General features: G+C 67.0%; 20 protein-coding genes. 11 read left to right on the top strand and 9 right to left on the bottom strand.

Annotation, left to right across the window (positions count from 1 at the left end; genetic code table 11):
* Window positions 1–144 precede the first annotated feature (144 nt).
* The gene (gene arsJ, locus AAFN46_RS06565) at window positions 145–1,365 is read left to right on the top strand and encodes an organoarsenical effux MFS transporter ArsJ (protein ID WP_347807880.1); all 1,221 of its coding nucleotides are present in this window, start codon (window positions 145–147) and stop codon (window positions 1,363–1,365) included.
* Here arsJ and AAFN46_RS06570 read toward each other — a convergent pair.
* The 4 genes from AAFN46_RS06570 to AAFN46_RS06585 form a co-directional block, all read right to left on the bottom strand.
* Window positions 1,362–2,567, bottom strand: coding sequence for a crosslink repair DNA glycosylase YcaQ family protein (locus AAFN46_RS06570; protein ID WP_347807881.1), 1,206 nt, complete (start codon window positions 2,565–2,567; stop codon window positions 1,362–1,364). The genes arsJ and AAFN46_RS06570 overlap by 4 nt on opposite strands.
* An 11-nt stretch (window positions 2,568–2,578) precedes the next feature.
* Window positions 2,579–3,046 (bottom strand): DUF3291 domain-containing protein, encoded by a 468-nt coding sequence (locus tag AAFN46_RS06575; protein ID WP_347807882.1) that lies wholly within the window; start codon window positions 3,044–3,046, stop codon window positions 2,579–2,581.
* Between the two features lie 191 nt (window positions 3,047–3,237).
* Complete coding sequence (locus tag AAFN46_RS06580) at window positions 3,238–4,182, bottom strand: DMT family transporter (protein WP_347807883.1); 945 nt, start codon at window positions 4,180–4,182, stop codon at window positions 3,238–3,240.
* Between the two features lie 24 nt (window positions 4,183–4,206).
* Window positions 4,207–4,440, bottom strand: coding sequence for a DUF1127 domain-containing protein (locus AAFN46_RS06585; protein ID WP_347807884.1), 234 nt, complete (start codon window positions 4,438–4,440; stop codon window positions 4,207–4,209).
* 97 nt (window positions 4,441–4,537) lie between these two features.
* Between AAFN46_RS06585 and AAFN46_RS06590 the strand changes: the two genes are divergently transcribed.
* On the top strand, window positions 4,538–5,392 hold the full coding sequence (locus AAFN46_RS06590) for a LysR substrate-binding domain-containing protein (RefSeq protein ID WP_347807885.1): 855 nt from the start codon (window positions 4,538–4,540) through the stop codon (window positions 5,390–5,392).
* A gap of 40 nt (window positions 5,393–5,432) precedes the next feature.
* Here the strand turns inward: AAFN46_RS06590 and AAFN46_RS06595 are convergent, their stop codons facing one another.
* On the bottom strand, window positions 5,433–6,185 hold the full coding sequence (locus AAFN46_RS06595; protein ID WP_347807886.1) for a sulfite exporter TauE/SafE family protein: 753 nt from the start codon (window positions 6,183–6,185) through the stop codon (window positions 5,433–5,435).
* Between the two features lie 99 nt (window positions 6,186–6,284).
* Here AAFN46_RS06595 and AAFN46_RS06600 point away from each other — a divergent pair, with 99 nt between their 5' ends.
* Window positions 6,285–7,241 carry a LysR family transcriptional regulator gene (locus tag AAFN46_RS06600; RefSeq protein ID WP_347807887.1) on the top strand — a complete coding sequence of 319 codons (957 nt, stop codon included), beginning with the start codon at window positions 6,285–6,287 and terminating at the stop codon, window positions 7,239–7,241.
* On the opposite strand, the gene AAFN46_RS06605 is transcribed toward AAFN46_RS06600, so the two are convergent.
* Window positions 7,238–9,142 (bottom strand): EAL domain-containing protein, encoded by a 1,905-nt coding sequence (locus AAFN46_RS06605; protein WP_347807888.1) that lies wholly within the window; start codon window positions 9,140–9,142, stop codon window positions 7,238–7,240. The genes AAFN46_RS06600 and AAFN46_RS06605 overlap by 4 nt on opposite strands.
* Window positions 9,143–9,396: 254 nt before the next feature.
* Here AAFN46_RS06605 and AAFN46_RS06610 point away from each other — a divergent pair, with 254 nt between their 5' ends.
* Both AAFN46_RS06610 and AAFN46_RS06615 read left to right on the top strand, forming a co-directional pair.
* The gene (locus AAFN46_RS06610; RefSeq protein ID WP_347807889.1) at window positions 9,397–9,735 is read left to right on the top strand and encodes an FKBP-type peptidyl-prolyl cis-trans isomerase; all 339 of its coding nucleotides are present in this window, start codon (window positions 9,397–9,399) and stop codon (window positions 9,733–9,735) included.
* A gap of 96 nt (window positions 9,736–9,831) precedes the next feature.
* Window positions 9,832–10,113 carry a hypothetical protein gene (locus tag AAFN46_RS06615; RefSeq protein ID WP_347807890.1) on the top strand — a complete coding sequence of 94 codons (282 nt, stop codon included), beginning with the start codon at window positions 9,832–9,834 and terminating at the stop codon, window positions 10,111–10,113.
* Window positions 10,114–10,116: 3 nt separating this feature from the next.
* On the opposite strand, the gene AAFN46_RS06620 is transcribed toward AAFN46_RS06615, so the two are convergent.
* Entirely contained in the window at window positions 10,117–11,007 is an 891-nt protein-coding gene (locus tag AAFN46_RS06620; protein WP_347807891.1) for a DMT family transporter, read from the bottom strand.
* A 134-nt stretch (window positions 11,008–11,141) separates the two neighbouring features.
* Here AAFN46_RS06620 and AAFN46_RS06625 point away from each other — a divergent pair, with 134 nt between their 5' ends.
* The 3 genes from AAFN46_RS06625 to AAFN46_RS06635 all read left to right on the top strand — a co-directional run bounded on the left by AAFN46_RS06625 (window position 11,142) and on the right by AAFN46_RS06635 (window position 14,408).
* Window positions 11,142–11,588: an Lrp/AsnC family transcriptional regulator gene (locus tag AAFN46_RS06625; RefSeq protein WP_347807892.1), complete on the top strand. Its 447-nt coding sequence runs from the start codon at window positions 11,142–11,144 to the stop codon at window positions 11,586–11,588.
* A gap of 160 nt (window positions 11,589–11,748) precedes the next feature.
* A complete protein-coding gene (locus tag AAFN46_RS06630) occupies window positions 11,749–13,458 on the top strand; it encodes an amidase (protein WP_347807893.1) in 1,710 nt (569 codons plus the stop codon).
* Between the two features lie 182 nt (window positions 13,459–13,640).
* The gene (locus tag AAFN46_RS06635; protein ID WP_347807894.1) at window positions 13,641–14,408 is read left to right on the top strand and encodes a transporter substrate-binding domain-containing protein; all 768 of its coding nucleotides are present in this window, start codon (window positions 13,641–13,643) and stop codon (window positions 14,406–14,408) included.
* 146 nt (window positions 14,409–14,554) lie between these two features.
* Here the strand turns inward: AAFN46_RS06635 and cysS are convergent, their stop codons facing one another.
* Together cysS and AAFN46_RS06645 are read right to left on the bottom strand one after the other, a co-directional pair.
* The gene (gene cysS / locus AAFN46_RS06640; protein WP_347807895.1) at window positions 14,555–15,940 is read right to left on the bottom strand and encodes a cysteine--tRNA ligase; all 1,386 of its coding nucleotides are present in this window, start codon (window positions 15,938–15,940) and stop codon (window positions 14,555–14,557) included.
* Between the two features lie 3 nt (window positions 15,941–15,943).
* On the bottom strand, window positions 15,944–17,611 hold the full coding sequence (locus tag AAFN46_RS06645; protein WP_347807896.1) for a glutamine--tRNA ligase/YqeY domain fusion protein: 1,668 nt from the start codon (window positions 17,609–17,611) through the stop codon (window positions 15,944–15,946).
* 174 nt (window positions 17,612–17,785) lie between these two features.
* On the opposite strand from AAFN46_RS06645, the gene AAFN46_RS06650 reads away from it, so the two are divergent.
* The 3 genes from AAFN46_RS06650 (at window position 17,786) to AAFN46_RS06660 (ending at window position 20,611) form a co-directional block, all read left to right on the top strand.
* The gene (locus AAFN46_RS06650) at window positions 17,786–18,277 is read left to right on the top strand and encodes a peptidylprolyl isomerase (protein ID WP_347807897.1); all 492 of its coding nucleotides are present in this window, start codon (window positions 17,786–17,788) and stop codon (window positions 18,275–18,277) included.
* Window positions 18,278–18,439: 162 nt separating this feature from the next.
* Complete coding sequence (gene lpxH / locus AAFN46_RS06655) at window positions 18,440–19,162, top strand: UDP-2,3-diacylglucosamine diphosphatase (RefSeq protein WP_347807898.1); 723 nt, start codon at window positions 18,440–18,442, stop codon at window positions 19,160–19,162.
* Between the two features lie 102 nt (window positions 19,163–19,264).
* Window positions 19,265–20,611, top strand: coding sequence for an SPFH domain-containing protein (locus tag AAFN46_RS06660; protein ID WP_347807899.1), 1,347 nt, complete (start codon window positions 19,265–19,267; stop codon window positions 20,609–20,611).
* Window positions 20,612–21,038 lie beyond the last annotated feature (427 nt).

Below are 21,038 nucleotides of genomic sequence, written 5' to 3' on the forward strand. Positions count from 1 at the left end.
CTTAAGCCTCGCACTTAACCCCCTCTCCCCTGCGGGGAGAGGGCTGGGGAGAGGGGCGCAAGCGGCGCAAATGCGCCAAGCAACACCTGCACACCGGCTCTCGCAGCCCTGTAGCCGGATGCCATCCGGGAAAAGGAAGCCGTAATGTCTCGACTCTCGCAGCTGCCCAGCGAAGTGCGCCAGTACCTGCTGGTCACCGGCAACTACTGGGCCTTCACCCTCACCGACGGCGCGCTGCGCATGCTGGTGGTGCTGCACTTCCACGGCCTGGGCTACACGCCGCTGCAGATCGCCGCGCTGTTCCTGTTCTACGAGATCTTCGGCGTGGTCACCAACCTGGTCGGCGGCTACCTGGGTGCCCGCCTCGGCCTCAATCGCACCATGAACCTCGGCCTCGGCCTGCAGGTGCTGGCCCTGCTAATGCTCACCATGCCGGCCGCCTGGCTGACGGTGCCCTGGGTGATGGGCGCGCAGGCGCTGTCGGGTATCGCCAAGGACCTGAACAAGATGAGCGCCAAGAGCTCGATCAAGCTTCTGGTGCCGGACAGCCAGCAGGGCACGCTGTACCAGTGGGTGGCCCTGCTCACCGGCTCGAAGAATGCGCTCAAGGGCGTCGGTTTCTTCCTCGGCGGCGCGCTGCTGGCCCTGCTCGGCTTCGCCGGCGCCGTGCTGGCCATGGCCGGCGTGCTGGCGCTGATCTGGGTCGGCAGCCTGATGCTGTTGAAGAAGGACCTGGGGCGCGCCCGCGCCAAGCCCAAGTTCCGCGACCTGCTGTCCAAGAGCCGGGCGATCAATATCCTCTCCGCCGCCCGCCTGTTCCTGTTCGGCGCCCGCGACGTGTGGTTCGTGGTGGCCTTGCCGGTGTACCTGAGCAGCGTGTTCGGCTGGGACTTCTGGTGGGTCGGCGGCTTCCTGGCGCTGTGGATCATCGGCTACGGCATGGTGCAGTCCTTCGCCCCGCGCATCACCGGGCGCAACGGCGGCCAGGTGCCGGACGGCCGCGCCGCCTTCGCCTGGGCGCTGGCGCTGGCCGGGCTGCCGGCGCTAATCGCCCTGGGGCTGAGCGCCGCCTGGTCGCCGCAGCTGGTGCTGCTCGGCGGCCTGTTGCTGTTCGGCGCGCTGTTCGCGGTCAACTCCTCGCTGCACAGCTACCTGATCGTCAGCTACGCCAAGGAGGACGGCGTGTCGCTGGACGTCGGCTTCTACTATATGTCCAACGCACTGGGCCGGCTGATCGGCACCCTGCTCTCCGGCTGGGTGTTCCAGGCCTATGGGCTGGCGGCCTGCCTGTGGGTATCCAGCGCCTTCGTGCTGAGCGCCGCGCTGATCTCCCTGGCACTGCCCCGCCACGACGCGCCGAACTAAGCGTTCAACGCCTGGCGCAGGGCAGGCGCCGCCGGCAGACGGCAGTCGACCCGCACCTGCGCCAGTCCCAGCCAGCGAGCCAGGGCATGCAGCTCGCCGGCCAAGGCCGACAGCGCCTCGGCGTCCAGCAAGCCGTGCTCCGGGTGCACGGCATGTACCGCCAGGCACTCCCGGGCCCGCTCGCTGCGCAGGTCCAGGCGCGCCAGCAGGAGCCCGCGGTAGAGGACCGGCAGCACGTAGTAGCCATATACCCGTTTGGCCGGCGGCGTGTAGATCTCCAGGCGATAGCGGAAGCCGAACAGCCGCTCGGTACGCTGGCGCTCCCAGATCAGCGAGTCGAAGGGCGACAGCAGCGCGCAGGCTTCGCTGCGCCGCGGGATGCGCGGCTCGCCCCGGCAGTAGGCCGGCTGCCGCCAACCCTCGACCGCCACCCGGCTCAGCTCGCCCGCCTCCACCAGCTCGGCGATGCGCGCTTTGGTGGTACCGGCATCCAGGCGATAGTAGTCGCGCAAGTCCGCCTCCGTGGCCACGCCGAGGGCATCGGCCGAATGCAGCAGCAGCCGACGCTGGGCCTCCTCCTCGGCTACATCGGCCTCCAGCAGCGCCGCGGGAATCACCCGCTCCGGCAGGTCGTAGAGCCGCTCGAAGCCACGCCTTGCAGCCACGGTCACCGCGCCGGCGGCGAACAGCCACTCCAGCGCATGCTTTTCCTCGCTCCAGTCCCACCAGGGGCCGGCCTTGCCGACACGAGTGCCGAGGCTGCCGGCCCCCAGCGCGCCCTGCTCGCGCACCGCCTGCAGCACCCGCTCGATGACGGTGCGGCGCTCGCGACCGAACTCGGTCAGTTGCCGATAGATGCCCTGGCCCTGCGCGGCTCTGCGCATGCGCCAGCGCAGCAGCGGGTAAAGCTCCAGCGGCAGCAGCGAGGCCTCGTGCCCCCAGTACTCGAATAGGGCACGCTGCCGGGGCTTGCCCCAGGCCAGCTGGTCGAGCAGGGCCGGGTCGTAGTGGCCGAGACGGGAGAAGGCCGGCAGGTAGTGGGCACGTACCAGCGCGTTGACCGAGTCGATCTGCAGCACGCCAAGCCGTTCGACCTGGCTGCGCAGCTGGCGTAGGCCGACTCCGCCGCGCGGCGCACGGCCGAAGCCCTGGGCGACCAGAGCCAGGCGCCGGGCCTCGGCGAGCGATAGCGACAGACGCATGGGCAGTCGACCTAGCAGGGCTGGACGAGCGCCTCCTCCGGCGCGGCGAAGGCATGGCGAAAGACAAAGGCATGCGCGCTCGGACCGTGCTCGCGCAGATGCGCCAGGCGCTCGGCCGCCTCGCCCGGGCTCGGCCGATGCCCGGTCGGCACCCACCAGAGCACCATGTGCGCCTGCCCGGCCTTGTCGAACCATTCGCGGCGGCGCTTGAGCATCTCGGCATGCGCCGACTTGTACACGTAGTCGCTGAGCGACTGCACATCGGCCCACACCGACATGTTCACCAGCACATCCTCGCCGAAGGGGCGCAGCGCCGTGGCATCGCCCGCCTCGTCCTGCAGACGCCAGACGAAGCCGGGCGAGGTCTCGGCCAGGGCGTTGATGCGCTCCAGGTTGGCGACGAAGTCGGCCATGCCGGGCGCCTCCAGCGGTTCGCGCAGGGTGACGATATTGAGCTGGGCCAGTTGATGACGGGACATTGCACGCTCCTTGTTGGGATAGGGTACAGGCTAGTGGCCTGTGCGGTTAATTCGTGCATTCAAGTTCGAGTGCCAGGGTTTGCCAGACTAGGCGCCGCGACGAGTCGTAGCAGAGCTACGGCGAGGAGCGGCAACGACGTATGGCGAAGCCTGGCGCCGAAATTGGATATTTGAATTAGCCAAACAGGCCACTAGACCGGGTCCATGGCGCCCCGCGCCCGGGCCACGCGCCGGCGCAGCCAGTCCGCGCCGCTGACCAGAGCTATGCCCAGCAGCACCAGCGACGCACCGATCAGGAAATTCAGGCTCAGCGGCTCGTCCAGCAGCAGCACGCCGAAGCTCACCCCGAACATGGGGGTCATAAAGGAAAACACCGTCATGTTCGACGCCAGATAGCGCCGCAGCAGCCAGAACCAGGCCAGGTAACTGAGGAAGGACACTACCACGCCCTGCAGCAGCACGCTGCCGATGGCCAGCGCCGTCCAGCGCGGCGCGGGCAGGTCGACGAACAGCAGCGCATAGCCCAGCAGCAGGACGAAGGACACCGCCAGCTGGTACCACAGGGTCAGCGCCGACGGCGCCTCGGACAGCCGCGAGCCACGCACCACCACGGTGGTCAGCCCCCAGGCCAGGCCGGCGCACAGGCCGAGCAGGTCGCCCAGCAGCATGCCGGCATCCAGCTCGCTCCAGCCCTGCCCCGCGCCAAACGCCAGCACCACGCCGCCGAAGCACAGGGCGATGCCCAGCCACTGCAACGGCTGCAGGCGCTCGCCGGGCAGCAGCAGGTGCAGGCCGAGGGCCGAGAAGATCGGCGCCGTGTAGAGGAACACCGCCATGTGCGAGGCCGTGGTATGGCGCAGGCCCTCGGCGATGAAGAAGAATTCCAGGGCGAACAGCACGCCGGCCAGCAGGCCGCCGCGCCAGGTGGCCGCCAGCCAGCCGCCGGCAACGCCCCGCCAGAGCAGCAACAGGCTGACCAGCACAGCGGCGATCCCCGAGCGCAGCGCCACCTGCAGCAGCGGAGCGATATCCTCGGCGGCCAGCTTGATCGCCACCTGCTGGCTGCCCCAGATCGCGCAGAGCAACAGCATCAGTTGCAACAGAAACAGATCGGCGCCCTTGCGCGGCTGACTCATACCACCACTCCAAATGCATTCACTTCAGCGCTTGAGCGGATCATCCCAGAACGGCCGCTCGCTTTCCTGCAGCACATCGGTCCGACTCAGGCCGAGGTCCTTGAGCGCCGCATCGTCGAGCATCGCCAGCTGACGGCGCTCGCGCGCCAGTTGCTGCCAGCGCCGCAGGCGCAGCCACAGCATGCCCAGGTCGAGGCTCGGCAGCGGCCGCCGCCAGGATATAGAAGGAACTATCGCAAAACCTTTCTGACCTTTCATCGTCTCGCCCTCCCTATGGGGTTGGCGCCAGTTTCCCTTCACGCATAAGATCAATCCAACGAATGTTTCTTATGCAAGGCATCTTGGAGATTGATGAATGGCCCACTACCCCAGCATCGATACCGAACTGCTGCGCAGCTTCGTCGCCATCGCCGACAGCGGCGGCTTCACCCGCGCCGCCGAGGTGGTCAACCGCACCCAGTCGGCGGTGAGCATGCAGATGAAGCGCCTGGAGGACGACGTGGTGCAGCGCACCCTGTTCGAGCGCGACGGCCGTCAGGTGCGCCTGACGCCCGAGGGCCAGGTACTGCTGGGTTACGCACGGCGCATCCTCAAGCTGCATGGCGAGGTGCTCAACACCCTGCGCGAGCCACACATGGTCGGCGCCGTGCGCATCGGCACGCCGGACGACTATGTGATGCGCTTTTTGCCGGACATCCTCTCGCGCTTCGCCCAGGCCTACCCGCTGGTACAGGTGGAAGTGCATTGCGAGACCTCCGGCCAGTTGCTGCAGCGCCAGGATCTCGACCTGACCATAGTCACCCGCGAGCCGGGCAAGGAGATCGGCCAGCTACTGCGCCAGGAACGCTTCGTCTGGGCCGAGGCCCAGGGCTTCACACCGCACGAGCAGAACCCCATGCCGCTGGCCATGTTCAACGCCGGCTGCTTCTGCCGCGCCTGGGCCTGCAACGCGCTGGACGCCATGGAGCGGCCCTACCGCATCGCCTATACCAGCCCCAGCCTGTCGGCGATCTTCGCCGTGGTACGCGCCGGCCTGGCGCTCACCGCCCAGCTGCAGAGCCTGATCACCCCGGACATGCGCATCCTCGGCGAGGCCGATGGCCTGCCCAATCTGCCGCTGACCAGTATCGTCCTGCTGCGCCATCCGCAGCGCCAGTCGCAGGTCACCGATACCCTGGCCGAGCATATAGTCGAGGGTTTCCGCCTGTAGCAGCGGTGTTTGCCCGGGTAGCATGTGTACCCTGCCCGCCCTACTCCAGCGCCAGCAGCGCCGCGCACACCAGCAGAAAGCCGCAGAACAGCCCCTTGAGCAGGCGCTCGGGCAGCGAGTGGGCCAGCCTCACCCCCCAGCCGATGCTGAGCAGGCCGCCGACCGCCAGGGGCAGGCCCATGCTCCAGTCGACATGACCGTGCCCGGCGTAGGTCAGCAGCGTCACCGCCGTGCTCGGCAGCGCCAGGGCCAGCGACAGGCCCTGGGCCACCAGCTGGCTGGTGCCGAACAGGGTGGTCAGCACCGGCACCGCCAGCACCGCGCCGCCCACCCCGAACAGACCGCCCAGGGCCCCGGCCGCGCCGCCCAGCACGCCCAGCCAGGGCCAAGGGCGGCGCAGCTCGGCGCTCGGCGTCGGGCCGCGAACGAACAGCCGGCTCAGGTTGTAGACCGCCAGGGCGACGAGAAAAATGACGAAGGCCTGGCGCATGCGCTCGGCCTGCAGCTCCACCGCATACAACGAGGCCAGCCAGGCACAGGCGAAGCCGGCGGCGCTGAGCAGCGCGGCATGCCGGAACACGATGCGGTTGCGCTGGTGATAGCGCCACAGCGCCAGTAGCACATTGGGCACCACCATCACCAGCGCCGTGCCCTGGGCCAGTTGCTGGTCCAGGCCGAACAGCACGCCGAGGGCGGGAATCGCCACCAGGCCGCCGCCAATGCCGAACAGACCGCCGACCGTTCCCAGCAGCAGGCCGAGCAGCAGGTCCAGCAACAGATCGACAGGGCTCATGACACCTCCAACACACTGGCAGGCATGCTAGCGGGCGAAGCATGGCCATGAAACGCATAGCCGTGCACAATGGCTTTGCAAGTTACGCAAAGGCATGCCATGAATCCCGACCAGCTCACCGAACAGCTCGCCCTCTATCTGGAGGTGCTCGAAGCCGCCAGCTTCTCCGCCGCCGCCCGCCGCCTGCAGCTCAGCCCCTCGGCGGTGGCGCGGCGCATGGACGCCCTGGAGCGCGCCCTGGGCTGCACGCTCTGCGAGCGCAGCACTCACGCGATCAAGCCTACCGCGGCCGGTCTGGCCTTCGCCGAGCGCGCCCGGCGTATCCTCGCCGAACTGCACCAGGCGCGTGCCGAGGCGGTGTCGCTGAGCAGCGCGCCGGAGGGGCTGATCCGCATCGACGCGCCCTCGCCCTTCGGCCGTCGCCACCTGGCCCCGGCCATCGCCGACTTTCTCGGCCTCTACCCCGGGCTGGACGTGCAGCTGCGGCTGATCGACAGCTTCGTCGACCTGCGCGGCGAGCACCTGGGCGAGGTCGATCTGGTGCTGCGCATCGGCCCGCTGGCCGACACCCGCCTGGTCGCCACGCCGCTGGCGCCCATGGTCCGGGTGCTCTGCGCCAGCCCCGAGTACGTGCAGCGCCGTGGCCTGTTGCGCGACGCCCGCGAGCTGCCGCAACACGACGGCCTGGACTGGGACGCCCTGGCGCCGCCGCACGCCTGGCGCTTCGAGGTGGACGGCCGTCCGCAGCTGCTGCGCCCCGGCCGCCTGCGGCTGACCGCCAACAATGCCGAGACCCTGCTGTGCAGCGCCCTCGCCGGCCTCGGCATCGCCCACCTGCCGACCTGGCTGACCAGCGAGTACCTGCTGCGCGGCGAACTGCTGCCGCTGCTGTGCGAAGGCGGCCTGCCGCCGGCCGAGCCCAGCGGCATCTATGCCCTGCGCCTGGCCAGCGATGCCAACTCGCGCACCCGCCTGCTGCTGGACTTCCTCAAGCGTCGCTTCGGCCCCGTGCCGCCCTGGGACCTAGCCCTGCAGCGCGGCCTGCAGGCTGGTTAGACCGGCACTGTCCGGCCACGGGCGAACAGGCTGAAGTCGGCCGCCGTCAGCGGCCGGGCGAACAGAAAGCCCTGGCCCAGCTCACAGCCCAGCTCGGCGAGGCGCCGATGGATCGCCTCGTCCTCGATGCCCTCGGCCACCGTCTGCAGCCCCAGGCTGTGGGCCATCTGCACGATGGCGGTGACTATGGCCTGGTCCTGCGGATTGTCGTTGAGCCTGCGCACGAAGGACTGGTCGATCTTCAGCTTGTCCACCTGGAAGCGCTGCAGGTACGACAGATTGGAATAGCCGGTGCCGAAGTCGTCGATGGCCAGGCGCACGCCCAGCGCCTTGAGGCGGCGCAGCTGCTCGATGAAGGCCGGCGAGTCCTGCAGCAGGATCGACTCGGTCAGCTCCAGCTCCAGGTAGGAAGGCGGCAGGCCGTAGCGATCCAGCGCGGCGGCCACCAGGGACTGCAAATCGCCACGGCGAAACTGCACCGCCGACAGGTTGACCGACAGCACCAGGCGCGGCAGCCCGGCCGCCTGCCAGAGCATGGCCTGGCGACAGGCCTCGTCCAGCACCCACTCGCCGATCTCGGCAATCAGCCCCGACTGCTCGGCGACCCGGATGAACAGGTCCGGGCCGACCAGGCCACGCTGCGGATGGCGCCAGCGCAGCAGGGCCTCGGCGGCCAGCAGTCGGCCAGTGTGCAGGTCGACTATGGGCTGGTAGTGCAGCATGAACTCACCACGGACCAGCGCCTGGCGCAGGTCCTGCTCCAGGGCCAGGCGCTCGCGGATGTCGGCGTTCATCCGCGCGTCGAAGAAGCAGTAGGTGTTACGCCCGGCCGACTTGGCCTGGTACATCGCCGTGTCGGCGTGCTTGAGCAGGGTGTCGAAGTCCTCGCCGTCGCCGGGAAACAGCGAGATGCCGATGGAGCTGGAACTGACGATCTGCATGCCCTTGAGGCGGAAGGGCTCGGCCAGATGCTGCTGCAGACGGGAGGCCAGCGCGGAGACCGCGCCCAGGTCCTCGACATCGGCCAGCACCAGGAGGAACTCGTCGCCGCCCTGCCGGCTCACCGTATCGATGTCGCGCACCACCTCGCGCAGGCGCCGCGCCACGCCTTGCAACAGCTCGTCGCCGACGGCGTGGCCGAGGGAGTCGTTGATGGTCTTGAAGTTGTCCAGATCGAGGAACAGCAGCGCCACCTGCTTGCCGTCGCGCCGCGCGTGGCCGATGGCCTGCTCCATGCGGTCGCGCACCAGCAGGCGATTGGGCAGGTTGGTCAGGGCGTCGTGCTGGGCCAGGTGGGTGAAGTTGGCCTCCGAGTCCTTCACCCTCAGGATCTCCTCCTGCAAGCGCAGCAATGTGCGGCGCAGGTCGTTGGCCAGCAGCCACACCGCCACCGCGCACATCACCAGAATGGCGCTGACGTTGAGCATGCGGCCGAGCCCCAGGGGCGACGGCGTGAAACTCTGCAAGCCGCTGAGCGCGGCGTATGTGAGGAACGCCACCACCGCCAGGATGCACAGCAGCAGGGCAACGAACAGGCGCAGCGGCGCCACCATGCCGGCCACGATCAGGATGCCCGGGAAACACAGCAGCGCGCCGCTGTAGAGGCCCTGGCTGAACCACAGCGACACCGAGACCAGCGCCGTGAAACTGAACAGGATCAGCGTCACGGCCGTGTTCAGCCAATCGCGCCCGATCATCACCCGCCCCGCCAGCACGACCAGCAGCGCCAACGCCACCAGGCCGGTGTCCAGCCAGCGCTCGGCCACCACTCGCTCCAGGCCGATGCACAGCAGCACCACGCACTGCACGTTGACAATCTGCACCAGCCGCCGTGCCTGCAGGCGCCGCTCCAGCCGCTCGCCCGGGCCCTGCAGCCCGTGTGATTCCTGTGCCTGCGTCATGGCGACTTCACTTCCTTGCTGTGGATGTCCGGTCATAAGCGGAACGCTAGCGAATTGGCGGTGCCGGCGACAAGCAAAACAGCGCCCGCTCTCCGAATGGCGTCTCCTCGCGCCAGGCGCATCCGCGAGAATGCTTCCGTTGTCGCTGCCTGCGCGGAGGTCGCGGCGGGCAGCACGGCGCCCTGGACGGCAGGCTCGAAAAACCTCCGCTCAGCCCCTAGACTGCCGCCCGATCCCTCTCGACGAGTCCCGCAATGAACGACGAACTGAAGATCGAAGACCTGCACATCGGCACCGGCAAGGAGGCCGTCAAGGGTGCGCTGATCACCACCCAGTACCGCGGCTGGCTGGAGGATGGCAGCGAGTTCGACTCCTCCTACGCGCGTGGCAAGCCCTTCCAGTGCGTGATCGGTACCCGCCGGGTGATCCAGGGCTGGGACCGCGGCCTGATGGGCATGCGCGTCGGCGGCAAGCGCAAGCTCTGGGTGCCGGCGCACCTGGGCTATGGCGAGCGCCAGGTCGGCGCCATCCCGCCGCATGCCAACCTGATCTTCGAGATCGAACTGCTGGAAGTACTGACCCGCGACGATTGAATCGCGCCCCACCACTGCGGCAAGGATACCCTGCGAGATGCGACGCCCCGGCCCTGCGAGTTTCCCTCATAGAACACCCGCCACGAGCATCACGGCATGATGGCGCTGCTTATCCTCGGCAGTTTCTTCCTGCTGCTCGGCATTGGCGTGGCCGCCTCCACGCTGATGGACTTCCAACAGGGCGTCATGGTCTCGCAGGGCGCACGCGGCGCCTCTTCCACGCGAATCCTGCGCGAAGACGATCCGGAGCTGTTCAATCAGCTGATCATGATGCAGGCCGGCTTCGCCGTCCTGTCGGCCATCGTGGGCATCCTCTGCCTGTGGATATGCATCAGGCTGGCCTGGCCACGCTCGGCGCGGCTGCGCGGCCTGCTCTGAACCTCAGACCGCCGCCACGCGCCGCCGGCGCAGGCTCCAGCCCTGCTGCATGCCGGCCGCCGCCAGCAGGATGGCCGCCACGCCCAGCCACTGCAACGGGCTCAGGCGGTGACCGAAGGCCAGCCAGTCGACGAATATCGCCGCGATCGGATAGACGAAGGACAGCGCCCCGCTGAGCGCCGTCGGCAGCTTCTGGATGGCGCTGTACAGCAGCATGTACATCACCCCGGTGTGGACGATGCCCAGCGCCGCCAGGCTGGCCCAGGCCTGCGTCTGCTCGGGCAATTGCAGGCTGGCCAGCGGCGCCAGCATCAGCACGCCGGTGAGCAGCTGGACCAGCGCAATCAGGTGCGGCGGCGTACCGGTGAGGCGCTTGACGATCAGCGCCGCCAGCGCATAGAGCAGCGCCGCGCCCAGGGCCAGGGCGATGCCCAGCAGATAGTTGTCCCCCGCCGTGCCGGCCTCGCCATGGGCGCTGACGATGGCCAGCATGCCAAGAAAGGCCAGCCCCAGCCAGGCCAGCTTGGCCCAGGTGATGCGCTCACCCAGGAACAGCGCGGCCAGCCCCACCAGCATGAAGGGCTGGACGTTATACACCGCCGTGCTGATGGCGATGGAAGCCTTGGAGTAGGAGGCGAACAGCAGCAGCCAGTTGCCGACTATGGCCACCCCGCTGAGCACCATCAGGGCCAGCATGCGGCGCCCCAGCCACTCGCCGCGCAACAGGCCGAGCGCGGAGCACACCAGCAGCAACAGGGCACCGCCGATCAGGCAGCGCCAGAACACCACGTCGACCACCGCCTGGCCGGAGACCAGGACGAACCAGCCGATGGTGCCGGATATCAGCATCGCCGCGATCATCTCCAGCGAGCCGCGCTTGAGGGTTTTGTCCATGGTCAGGTCCTCCGGTTTGGGTGCGTTCATTATTCGGCCGCACACCCGCCCCGCTCCAGGACTAATCTAAGGTGAAACCAGAGCGTTGCCTTTATTACGAAGGCAAGAGACAACCTTTACCTAACGAGACCTATATGATCGACGAAATCGACCAACTTCTGCTCAAGGCGCTGATGGAAGACTCGCGCCGTTCGCTCAAGGCCCTGGCGCAGATCAGCGGGCTGTCCTCGCCCAGCGTGGGCGAGCGCCTGCGCCGCCTGGAGGAGCGCGGAGTGATCCGCGGCTACCGGGTGGATGTGGACCCACGCCACTTCGGCTACCAGCTGCAGGCCATCGTCCGGGTACGCCCGCTGCCCGGCCGGTTGCACGAGGTGGAGCGCCTGATCCAGTCCATTCCCGAGTTCACCGAGTGCGACAAGATCACCGGCGAGGACTGCTTCGTCGCCCGCCTGCAGGTGCGCAGCATGGAGCAGCTGGACGAACTGCTCGACCGCCTCAACGCCCACGCGGAGACCAACACCGCCATCGTCAAGAAGAGTTCGGTGCCGCGGCGGCTACCGCCGATGGCCGGCACATACTGACTCGCATCCGGCGACCTAACCTTGATAGAAATCTGCCGACGACCTGTCGAAACTTTGTTCCGATATCCGTTACAATGATTTTTGTCGATAAATATCGAATTTACGATCAGGCATTCGCCTGGAATGTAAACACGCCCCACCTGTAGCTGGAGTTGGCAACATGATCGAAGTCACCGAAGTGTCCATCGCCGAACTGCGCGCCGCGCTCGAGTCCGGCCGCACCACCGCCGTCGAACTGGTCCAGGCCTACTTCGCCCGTGTCGACGCCTACGACGGCCCCGACAGCGAGACCCGCCTCAACGCCCTGGTCGTGCGCAATCCCGAGGCGTTCAAGGAAGCCGAGGCCTCCGATGCCCGCCGCGCGCGCGGCGAGACGCTCGGCCCGCTGGACGGCATCCCCTACACCGCCAAGGACAGCTACCTGGTCAAGGGCCTCACCGCCGCCTCCGGCAGCCCGGCGTTCAAGGACCTGGTCGCCCAGCGCGACGCCTTCACCATCGAGCGCCTGCGCGCCGCCGGCGCCATCTGCCTGGGCAAGACCAATATGCCGCCCATGGCCAACGGCGGCATGCAGCGTGGCGTCTACGGCCGCGCCGAGAGCCCGTACAACGCCGCCTACCTGACCGCGCCCTTCGCCTCCGGCTCGTCCAACGGCGCCGGCACCGCCACCGCCGCCAGCTTTGCCGCCTTCGGCCTGGCCGAGGAGACCTGGTCCAGCGGCCGCGGCCCGGCCTCGAACAACGGCCTGTGCGCCTACACCCCCTCGCGCGGGGTGATCTCGGTGCGCGGCAACTGGCCGCTGACCCCGACCATGGACGTGGTGGTGCCCTACGCCCGCACCATGGCCGACCTGCTGGAAGTGCTCGACGTGGTGGTGGCCGACGACGCCGACAAGCGTGGCGACCTGTGGCGCCTGCAGCCCTGGGTGCCGATCCCCAAGGCCTCGGATGTGCGCCCGGCCTCCTACCTGCAACTGGCCGCCGGCGCCGAGTCCCTCAGGGGCAAGCGCTTGGGCGTGCCGCGCATGTTCATCAACAAGGACGAGCTGGCCGGCACCAGCGACAACCCCGGCATCGGCGGCCCGACCGGCCAGCGCATCCATACCCGAGCCTCGGTGATCGCCCTCTGGGAGGCCGCCCGCCGGGCACTGGAAGCGGCCGGCGCCGAAGTGATCGAGGTCGACTTCCCGCTGGTGTCCAACTGCGAGGGCGACCGCCCCGGCGCGCCCACCGTGTTCAACCGCGGCATCGTCACCCCGGAGTTCCTCCATGACGAACTGTGGGAGCTGTCCGGCTGGGCCTTCGACGACTTCCTGCGCGCCAACGGCGACCCCAAGCTCAACCGCCTGGCCGACGTCGACGGCCCGCAGATCTTCCCGCACGACCCGGGCACCCTGCCCAACCGCGAGGGCGACCTGGCCGCCGGCATGGACGAATACGTCAACATGGCCAAGCGCGGCATCAAGCCCTGGGACCAGATCGCGACCCTGCCCGACGGCCTGCGCGGCCTGGAGAAGACCCGCAAGATCGACCTGGAGGACTGGATGGACGGGCTCAAGCTCGACGCCGTGCTGTTCCCCACCGTGGCCGACGTGGGCCCGGCGGATGCCGATATTAATCCGGCCTCCGCCGATATCGCCTGGAGCAACGGCGTCTGGGTGGCCAACGGCAACCTGGCCATCCGCCACCTGGGCGTACCCACCGTCACCGTGCCGATGGGCGTGATGGCCGACATTGGCATGCCGGTGGGTCTGACCTTCGCCGGCCGCGCCTACGACGACAACAGCCTGCTGCGCCTGGCCGCCGCCTATGAGTCCACCGGCTCCAAGCGCCTGGTGCCGCCGCGCACGCCGCCGCTGTCGCGCGGTTAATGAACGATGCACGGAGCCGCTCAATGCGGCTCCGTCGCCTCCCGCCCCACCGAGAGAAACAAGCGCCCCCACTCGCTCGCCGCTCCCTGCCGGGTTTTCTAGCCAGAAGCTGAGCTAGGCTAAAAACACCGCCCTCGCTTTGCAGGCCATTCACTGCCAGCCGATAGCAAAGGAGCCTGTCGATGAGCCCTAGCGTCAGATATCTGCCGACATTGCTATTGCTGGTAGATATCGGCGTGAACGCGGCGAGCCTCGAGGTGGTGGCCGATGAGTGGTGTCCCATCAACTGCCGACCGGAGGATGCCGCCCCCGGGTACGCAATCGAGATTCTCAACGCAGTTTTTGCGCAGGACGAAATCGACTATCGCGTCCTCCCGTGGAAGCGCGCAGTACACAACGTCAAGAAAGGCACAAGCGCTGCCGCCATTGGCGCAGGCAGCGATATCACCGAGAGAGAAGGTCTGCAGGTCGGCCAAGAGCCCATTGGCTTGATCTACGACTGCCTGTATGTCGCTTCCGGCAACCCCGCCAGATACAGGGGCAATGCCGACGACCTGAACTCGATCAAACGCCTGGGCATTGCCTTGGGCTACGTCTATGAGGATGGCTTTAAAGAATGGATCGAGCGCCCCGATAACGCCCCCAAGCTCTTCATCACCTCCGGCGATCAGCCAAGCATGCGCAACCTGCGCAAACTAGTCGATGGCAGCCTGGACGGCATGATCGAAGCCGGCGTGGTGATGGACTACCAACTGCTCAGAACCGGGCTTGCCCAACAGGTGATCTCGGCAGGCTGCGACACACCACAGCCCATCTATATGGCCTTCGGCCCAAAGGGCACGAAGGGTGACGTGCTGATTGAGGCATTCGACAAGGGGATGGCCGACTTGCGCCACTCGGGGAGGCTGGGGGAGATACTGCGCAAATATGGCGTTAGAGACTGGAAGTGACCCTCCAGCATGACCTTCTGGTCGCCCCATACCCTGAGATCGGCCAGCTCAAGAACGCCCGGAAACGCCACGAACTGAAATCAACCGCTGCCGACCCAATAAAAAAAACCGCTCATTACGAGCGGTTCTTTATTGGGCCAAGCAGGCTACTCGGCCAACCGCCAGGTCGTTCCGCCCTTGCCGTCTTCCAGCACCACGCCCATGGCGGTGAGCCGGTCGCGGATGCGGTCGCTTTCTGCCCAGTTCTTGTCGGCGCGGGCCTGCAGGCGCGCGGCGATCAGGGCTTCGACCTCGGCGGCGTCGACCTTGCCGGCGGCACCCGCTTGCAGGAAGGCGTCCGGCTCCAGCTGCAGCACGCCGAGCACGCCGGCCAGTTGCTTGAGCTGGGCGGCCAGGCCGGCGGCGGCCTGCACGTTGGTCTCGCGCAGGCGGTTGACCTCGCGGATCATCTCGAACAGCACGGCGCAGGCTTCCGGCGAGTTGAAGTCGTCGTCCATCGCCGCGCCGAAGCGCAGGGCGAAGGCCTCGCCACCGCTTGGCGCCACCTCCGGCAAGCCTTTCAGGCCGTTGTAGAAGCGCTCCAGGGCGCCCTTGGCTTCCTTGAGGCTGTCTTCCGAGTAGTTGATCGGGCTGCGGTAGTGGCTGGATACCAGCAGGTAGCGCACCACCTCGGGGTGGTACTTCTCCAGCACCTCGCGGATGGTGAAGAAGTTGCCCAGGCTCTTGGACATTTTCTCGCCGTCCACGCGCACCGCGCCGGCGTGCATCCAGGCCTTGGCGTAGAGCTTGCCGGTGGCCGCCTCGCTCTGCGCGATCTCGTTCTCGTGGTGGGGGAACACCAGGTCCGGGCCGCCGCCGTGGATGTCGAAGGTCTCGCCCAGGCAGCAGGTGGACATCACCGAGCATTCGATGTGCCAGCCCGGCCGGCCCTTGCCCCAGGGCGAATCCCAGCTCGGCTCGCCCGGTTTGGCCCCCTTCCACAACACGAAGTCCAGCGGGTCTTCCTTGATCTCGTCGACCTCGATGCGCGCGCCGATCTTCAGCTCGTCGATCTTGCGCCTTGAGAGCTTGCCGTAGCCTTCAAACTTGGTGACGCGGTAGTACACGTCGCCATTGCCCGGCGCGTAGGCGTAGCCCTTGTCGATCAGGGTCTGGATCATCTGGTGCATGCCGGCGATATGGCCGGTGGCGCGCGGCTCGAGGTCCGGGCGCAGCACGTTGAGGCGACCTTCGTCCTCGTGCATCGCGGCGATCATGCGCTCGACCAGGGCCTCGAACGGTTCACCGTTCTCCTGGGCGCGTTTGATGATCTTGTCGTCGATGTCGGTGATATTGCGCACGTAGGTCACGTCATAGCCGCGCTGACGCAGCCAACGAGTGACCACGTCGAAGGCGACCATCACGCGGGCGTGGCCGATATGGCAGAAGTCGTACACGGTCATGCCGCACACATACATGCGCACGCTGTTGCCTTCCAGCGGCTGGAAGGCTTCCTTGACCTTGCTGAGCGTGTTGTAGATGGACAACGCCATGGATCAGGCTCCCCAGGAGTCGCGCAGGGTGACGGTACGATTGAACACCGGCTTGCCCGGCTTGGTGTCCTTCAGGTCGGCGACGAAGTAACCCTCGCGCTCGAACTGGAAGCGCTCCTCCGGCGTGGTCATGGCCAGCGACGGCTCGGCGCGGCAGCCCTGCAGAACGACCAGCGAATCCGGGTTGATATTGTCGAGGAAGCTGCCGCCCTCCTCGCTCTTCTCCGGGTTCGGCGAGCGGAACAGGCGATCGTACAGGCGCACCTCGCATTCCACGCTCTCGGCGGCCGGCACCCAGTGGATCACGCCCTTGACCTTGCGCCCTTCCGGGTTCTTGCCCAGGGTGTTCTCGTCATAGCTGCAGCGCAGTTCGACGATATTGCCTTGCGCGTCCTTCACCGCTTCATCCGCGCGGATCACATAGCTGCCGCGCAGGCGCACTTCGCCACCCGGAATCAGGCGCTTGTAGCCGTCCGGCGGCGTCTCTTCGAAGTCGCCGGCGTCGATGTAGATCTCGCGGCTGAACGGCAGCACGCGCACGCCCATGTCCTGCTTCGGGTGGCGCGGCAGTTCGAGGTTCTCGACCTTCCCTTGCGGGTAGTTGGTGATCACCACCTTGAGCGGTTTGAGCACGCACATGGCACGGGCGGCGTTGGCGTCCAGGTCCTCGCGAATGGCAAATTCCAGCATGCCGATGTCGACCACGCCGCCGGCGCGGTTGACGCCGATCATGTCGCAGAAGGTGCGAATCGAGGCCGGGGTATAGCCACGGCGACGGTAGCCGGACAGGGTCGACATGCGCGGGTCGTCCCAGCCGGCGACGTGCCGCTCATCGACCAGCTGCTTGAGCTTGCGCTTGCTGGTGATGGTGTAGTTCAGGTTGAGGCGGGCGAACTCGTACTGGCGCGGGGTCGCCGGCACCGGCAGGTTGGCCAGGAACCACTCGTAGAGCGGGCGATGGTCCTCGAACTCCAGGGTGCAGATGGAGTGGGTGATGCCCTCGATGGCGTCGGACTGGCCGTGGGTGAAGTCGTAGCTCGGGTAGATGCACCACTTGTCGCCGGTCTGGTGGTGATGGGCGTGGCGGATGCGGTAGAGGATCGGGTCGCGCAGATTGATGTTCGGCGAGGCCATATCGATCTTCGCGCGCAGCGAGCGGGCGCCGTCCGCGAATTCGCCGGCCTTCATGCGGGCGAACAGGTCGAGATTCTCTTCCACGGAGCGGTCGCGGAACGGGCTGTTCCTGCCCGGCTCGGTCAGGCTGCCGCGATAAGCGCGCATTTCCTCGGCGTTCAGGTCGCAGACGAAGGCCTTGCCGGCCTTGATCAGCTCGATGGCCCAGGCGTGCAGCTGGTCGAAATAGTCGGAGGCGTAGCGCTCCTCGCCGGCCCATTTGAAGCCCAGCCACTCGACGTCGCTCTTGATCGCGTCGATGTATTCCTGGTCTTCCTTGGCCGGGTTGGTGTCGTCGAAACGCAGGTTGCACTCGCCGCCGAATTCCTCGGCCAGACCGAAGTTCAGGCAGATGCTCTTGGCATGGCCGATGTGCAGGTAGCCGTTGGGCTCCGGCGGGAAGCGGGTGATGACTTTGGTGTGCTTGCCGCTGTCCAGGTCGGCCTGGACGATGGGACGCAGGAAGTTGGCGGCTTTTTCGACGGTGGGCTTGCTCATGGTGTCCTTAGATGCGGTGCGGCCTCCGCGCGGGAGGTAGGCCGGTCGAGACAAAGCCCGTATGATACTCAACCCGCTATATCCCTGACAGCCGCAATGCGACCGGGAGTGGCTCTCTGGCGCGAACGCGCCGCCGCCCTGCCCGCCTTGCCCGAATTCGAGAGCGCATCCGCCATGATCAAGCTGCACACCAACCACGGCGTCATCACCCTGGAACTGTTCGCCGACAAGGCCCCGGAAACCGCCGCCAACTTCGAACAGTACGTGCGCGAAGGCCACTACGACGGCACCGTGTTCCACCGCGTGATCGGCAACTTCATGATCCAGGGCGGCGGTTTCGAGCCGGGCATGAAGCAGAAGCCCACCCGCGCGCCGATCAAGAACGAGGCCAACAACGGCCTGTCCAACAAGGTCGGCACCATCGCCATGGCCCGCACCATGGAGCCGCACTCGGCCTCCGCGCAGTTCTTCATCAACGTCGCCGACAACAGCTTCCTCGACCACAGCGCACCGACCATGCAGGGCTGGGGCTACGCCGTGTTCGGCCAGGTGACCGAGGGCATGGACGTGGTCGACAAGATCAAGGGCGTGGCCACCACCATGAAGTCCGGCCACCAGGACGTGCCGGTGGATGACGTGGTCATCGAGAAAGCCGAAATCGTCTGACAGACCGCCAAAAACTACTGCGCTAGGCTATGCGTCGTTGCGGCCAGCTTCGGAATGCTCATTTACCCTTTGTAAACTCGGGTGCGAGCCCAGTGCGTTCCTCGGCTATCCGCGCCTAGCCTAGCCGTCGCTCGCTACGTTTTTATCGGTCTGCTGAATGACATGATCCTGCTGATCTCCGATCTGCACCTGGAAGAGCAACGCCCGGACATCACCCGGGCGTTTGTGCATTTCCTCAAGACCCGCGCGCACGAGGCCGAGGCGCTGTACATACTCGGCGACTTCTTCGAGGTATGGATCGGCGACGACGGCATGTCGCCCTTCCAGCAGGACATCGCCCGCGCCCTGCGCGAGCTGAGCGATGCTGGCACGCGCATCTTGCTGATGCACGGCAACCGCGATTTCCTCATCGGCCGCGCCTTCTGCCGCGCCGCCGGCTGCACCCTGCTGAAAGACTCCTGCGTGGTCCGCCTCAATGACGAGCCGGTGCTGCTGATGCATGGCGACAGCCTGTGCACCCTGGACGCCGCCTACATGAAGCTGCGCCGCTGGCTGCGCAACCCGCTCTCCCTGTTCATTCTGCGCAACCTGCCGCTGGCCACCCGCCACAAGCTGGCGCGCAAGCTGCGCAGCGAGAGCCGCGCACAGACGCGGATGAAGGCCAGCGAAATCGTCGACGTGACCCCGGACGAAGTGCCGCGGGTCATGGCCGCGCACAAGGTGCGTACCCTGATCCACGGCCACACCCATCGCCCCGCCATGCACCAACTGCAGGTGGACGGGCAGCCCGCGCGGCGCATCGTCCTCGGCGACTGGGACAGGCAGGGCTGGGCCCTGCAGGTGGACGAGGGCGGCTTCCACCAGGCCCCCTTCCCGCTCGCCTGAGCCCGTTGGCGCGAGCTGCGCCACAGCCTGGCACTCTGCCACTTGACGCTGCCATTAGGGCTGCGCAGCATGCCGACTCCCTCCAGCAGTCAAGGACAGATCATGGACATCCCCGCCGCAACCGCCTCCAGAAGCCTGCTCAAGTATGTCGGCGTGCCCGCCCTCGTCGCTGCCGTCGGCTTCGCCAGCTTCAACGGCGTCTTCTTCTACAACGAGGCCGGCTATGCCACCCACGTGCGGACCATCTTCGGCGAGGAGAAGGTCGTCGACGACGTCGGCTACGCCACCAAGTGGTTCGGTCGCGCCACCCCCTGGAAGAAGGCCCTCAGCGTGCAGTCCGTGCTGGACAAGGGGCTGGACTCCGACGGCAGCGACGACAACAACCTGAGCGCCACCATCGAGGCCTTCCCCATCGTCTTCCTCGGTAACGTCGACGCCAAGGTCGAGTCCTCGGCGCGCTTCCGCCTGCCCTCCGGCGAGCAGTTCCTGAAGATCGCCCAGGAGTACCGCAACCCGGAAAACTTCATCAAGACCGCGCTGGTGCCGGCCATCAAGGAGACCCTGCAGGCCACCGCCTCGCTGATGAGCGCCGACGACTTCTATGCCGGCGCGCGCAGCGAATTCGCCGCCGAATTTGAGAACCAGCTCAATGACGGCCTGTACCTGATCAAGCGCAAGGAAGTGCGCGCCCCTCGCGGCCACCTGCCGAGCCAGACCGCCATCCTCCAGGCCGGCAGCGAGCAAGGCAGCTTCGGCGACAACAGCGCCAGCCAGTTCGTCACCGAGAAGGTCATGGACAGCAAGGGCATCCCGGTACGCAAGCAGCAGCAGTTCCGCAAGTACGGCGTGGAAGTGGTCGAGGCGCGCATCACCAACGTCGACCCCAACCCGCAATACAAGCAGCGCATGGTCAAGGTCCAGCAGGCCCTGGCCGAGCTGGCCGTGGCCCGGCAGAACCGGCTGAAGGAAGAGGAAGAGAAGCTCCTGGTCACCGCCCGCGGCGAGAAGGAAGTGGAAGCCCGCCGCCAGGAGACCCTGCGCGACCAGATCGAGCGCACCACCCAGGCCGAGACCGAGAAGCAGCTGGCGGTGATCAACGCCGAGCGCGAGAAGCAGCGCGCCGAGATCGAGAAGCAGACCGCCGAGCTGCTGCGCGACAAGGCCGCCATCACCGCCGACGCCACCAAGATCACCGCCGACGCCGAAGCCTACGCGCGCAAGGCGGTGATCGAGGCGGACGGCGCCCTGCAGCCCAAGCTCGAGGCGCTGATCGCCATCAACAAGGTGTGGGCCGAGGCCGCGGCCCAGGCGCCGGTACCGGGCGTGATGATGGGCGCCAGTGGCAACGGCGCCAGCGCCAGCCGCCAGGACGAGATCGGCCAGCTGATGGGCATTCTCGCCACCAAGGCCGCCCGCGACCTGTCGCTGGATATGAAGGTCAAGGAATAGGCCCGAACGGCTCGTTCGCACGCCCCGCACCTGCGGCTAATGCTGTTCACTTAGCGGCACACGGCCACGGCCTGACTTTTCTTGGTTCAGGTCTGCAGCTGTTGTTCTCCCTCTCCCCCTGGGAGAGGGCCGGGGTGAGGGATTCGCCGAAACGCTCTCCCCCCAGCCCCTCTCCCGATGGGAGAGGGGCACTTAGGACAGCTTTTACCTGGAGAACATCCAGGCTACGGCATTGCACCGCGTGCTCTCAGGCAGACACAAGCCAGAAAAACGCCGCGACTCTGTAAAGGTCGCGGCGTTTTCTTAAGGAAGGTCTGAAGTAGAGCGGTTTTTCTGGCTGACTTCGGCCTTCGCCAATTTTGAAAGCGGCCAGTGGGTCAAAATCGACCAGATGGCTCGCTCATTTCGGTGTTTCTGGCCGCCGCAA

Origin of the sequence: Pseudomonas sp. CAU 1711 (assembly GCF_039888625.1) — a bacterium.
Lineage (GTDB): Bacteria > Pseudomonadota > Gammaproteobacteria > Pseudomonadales > Pseudomonadaceae > Aquipseudomonas.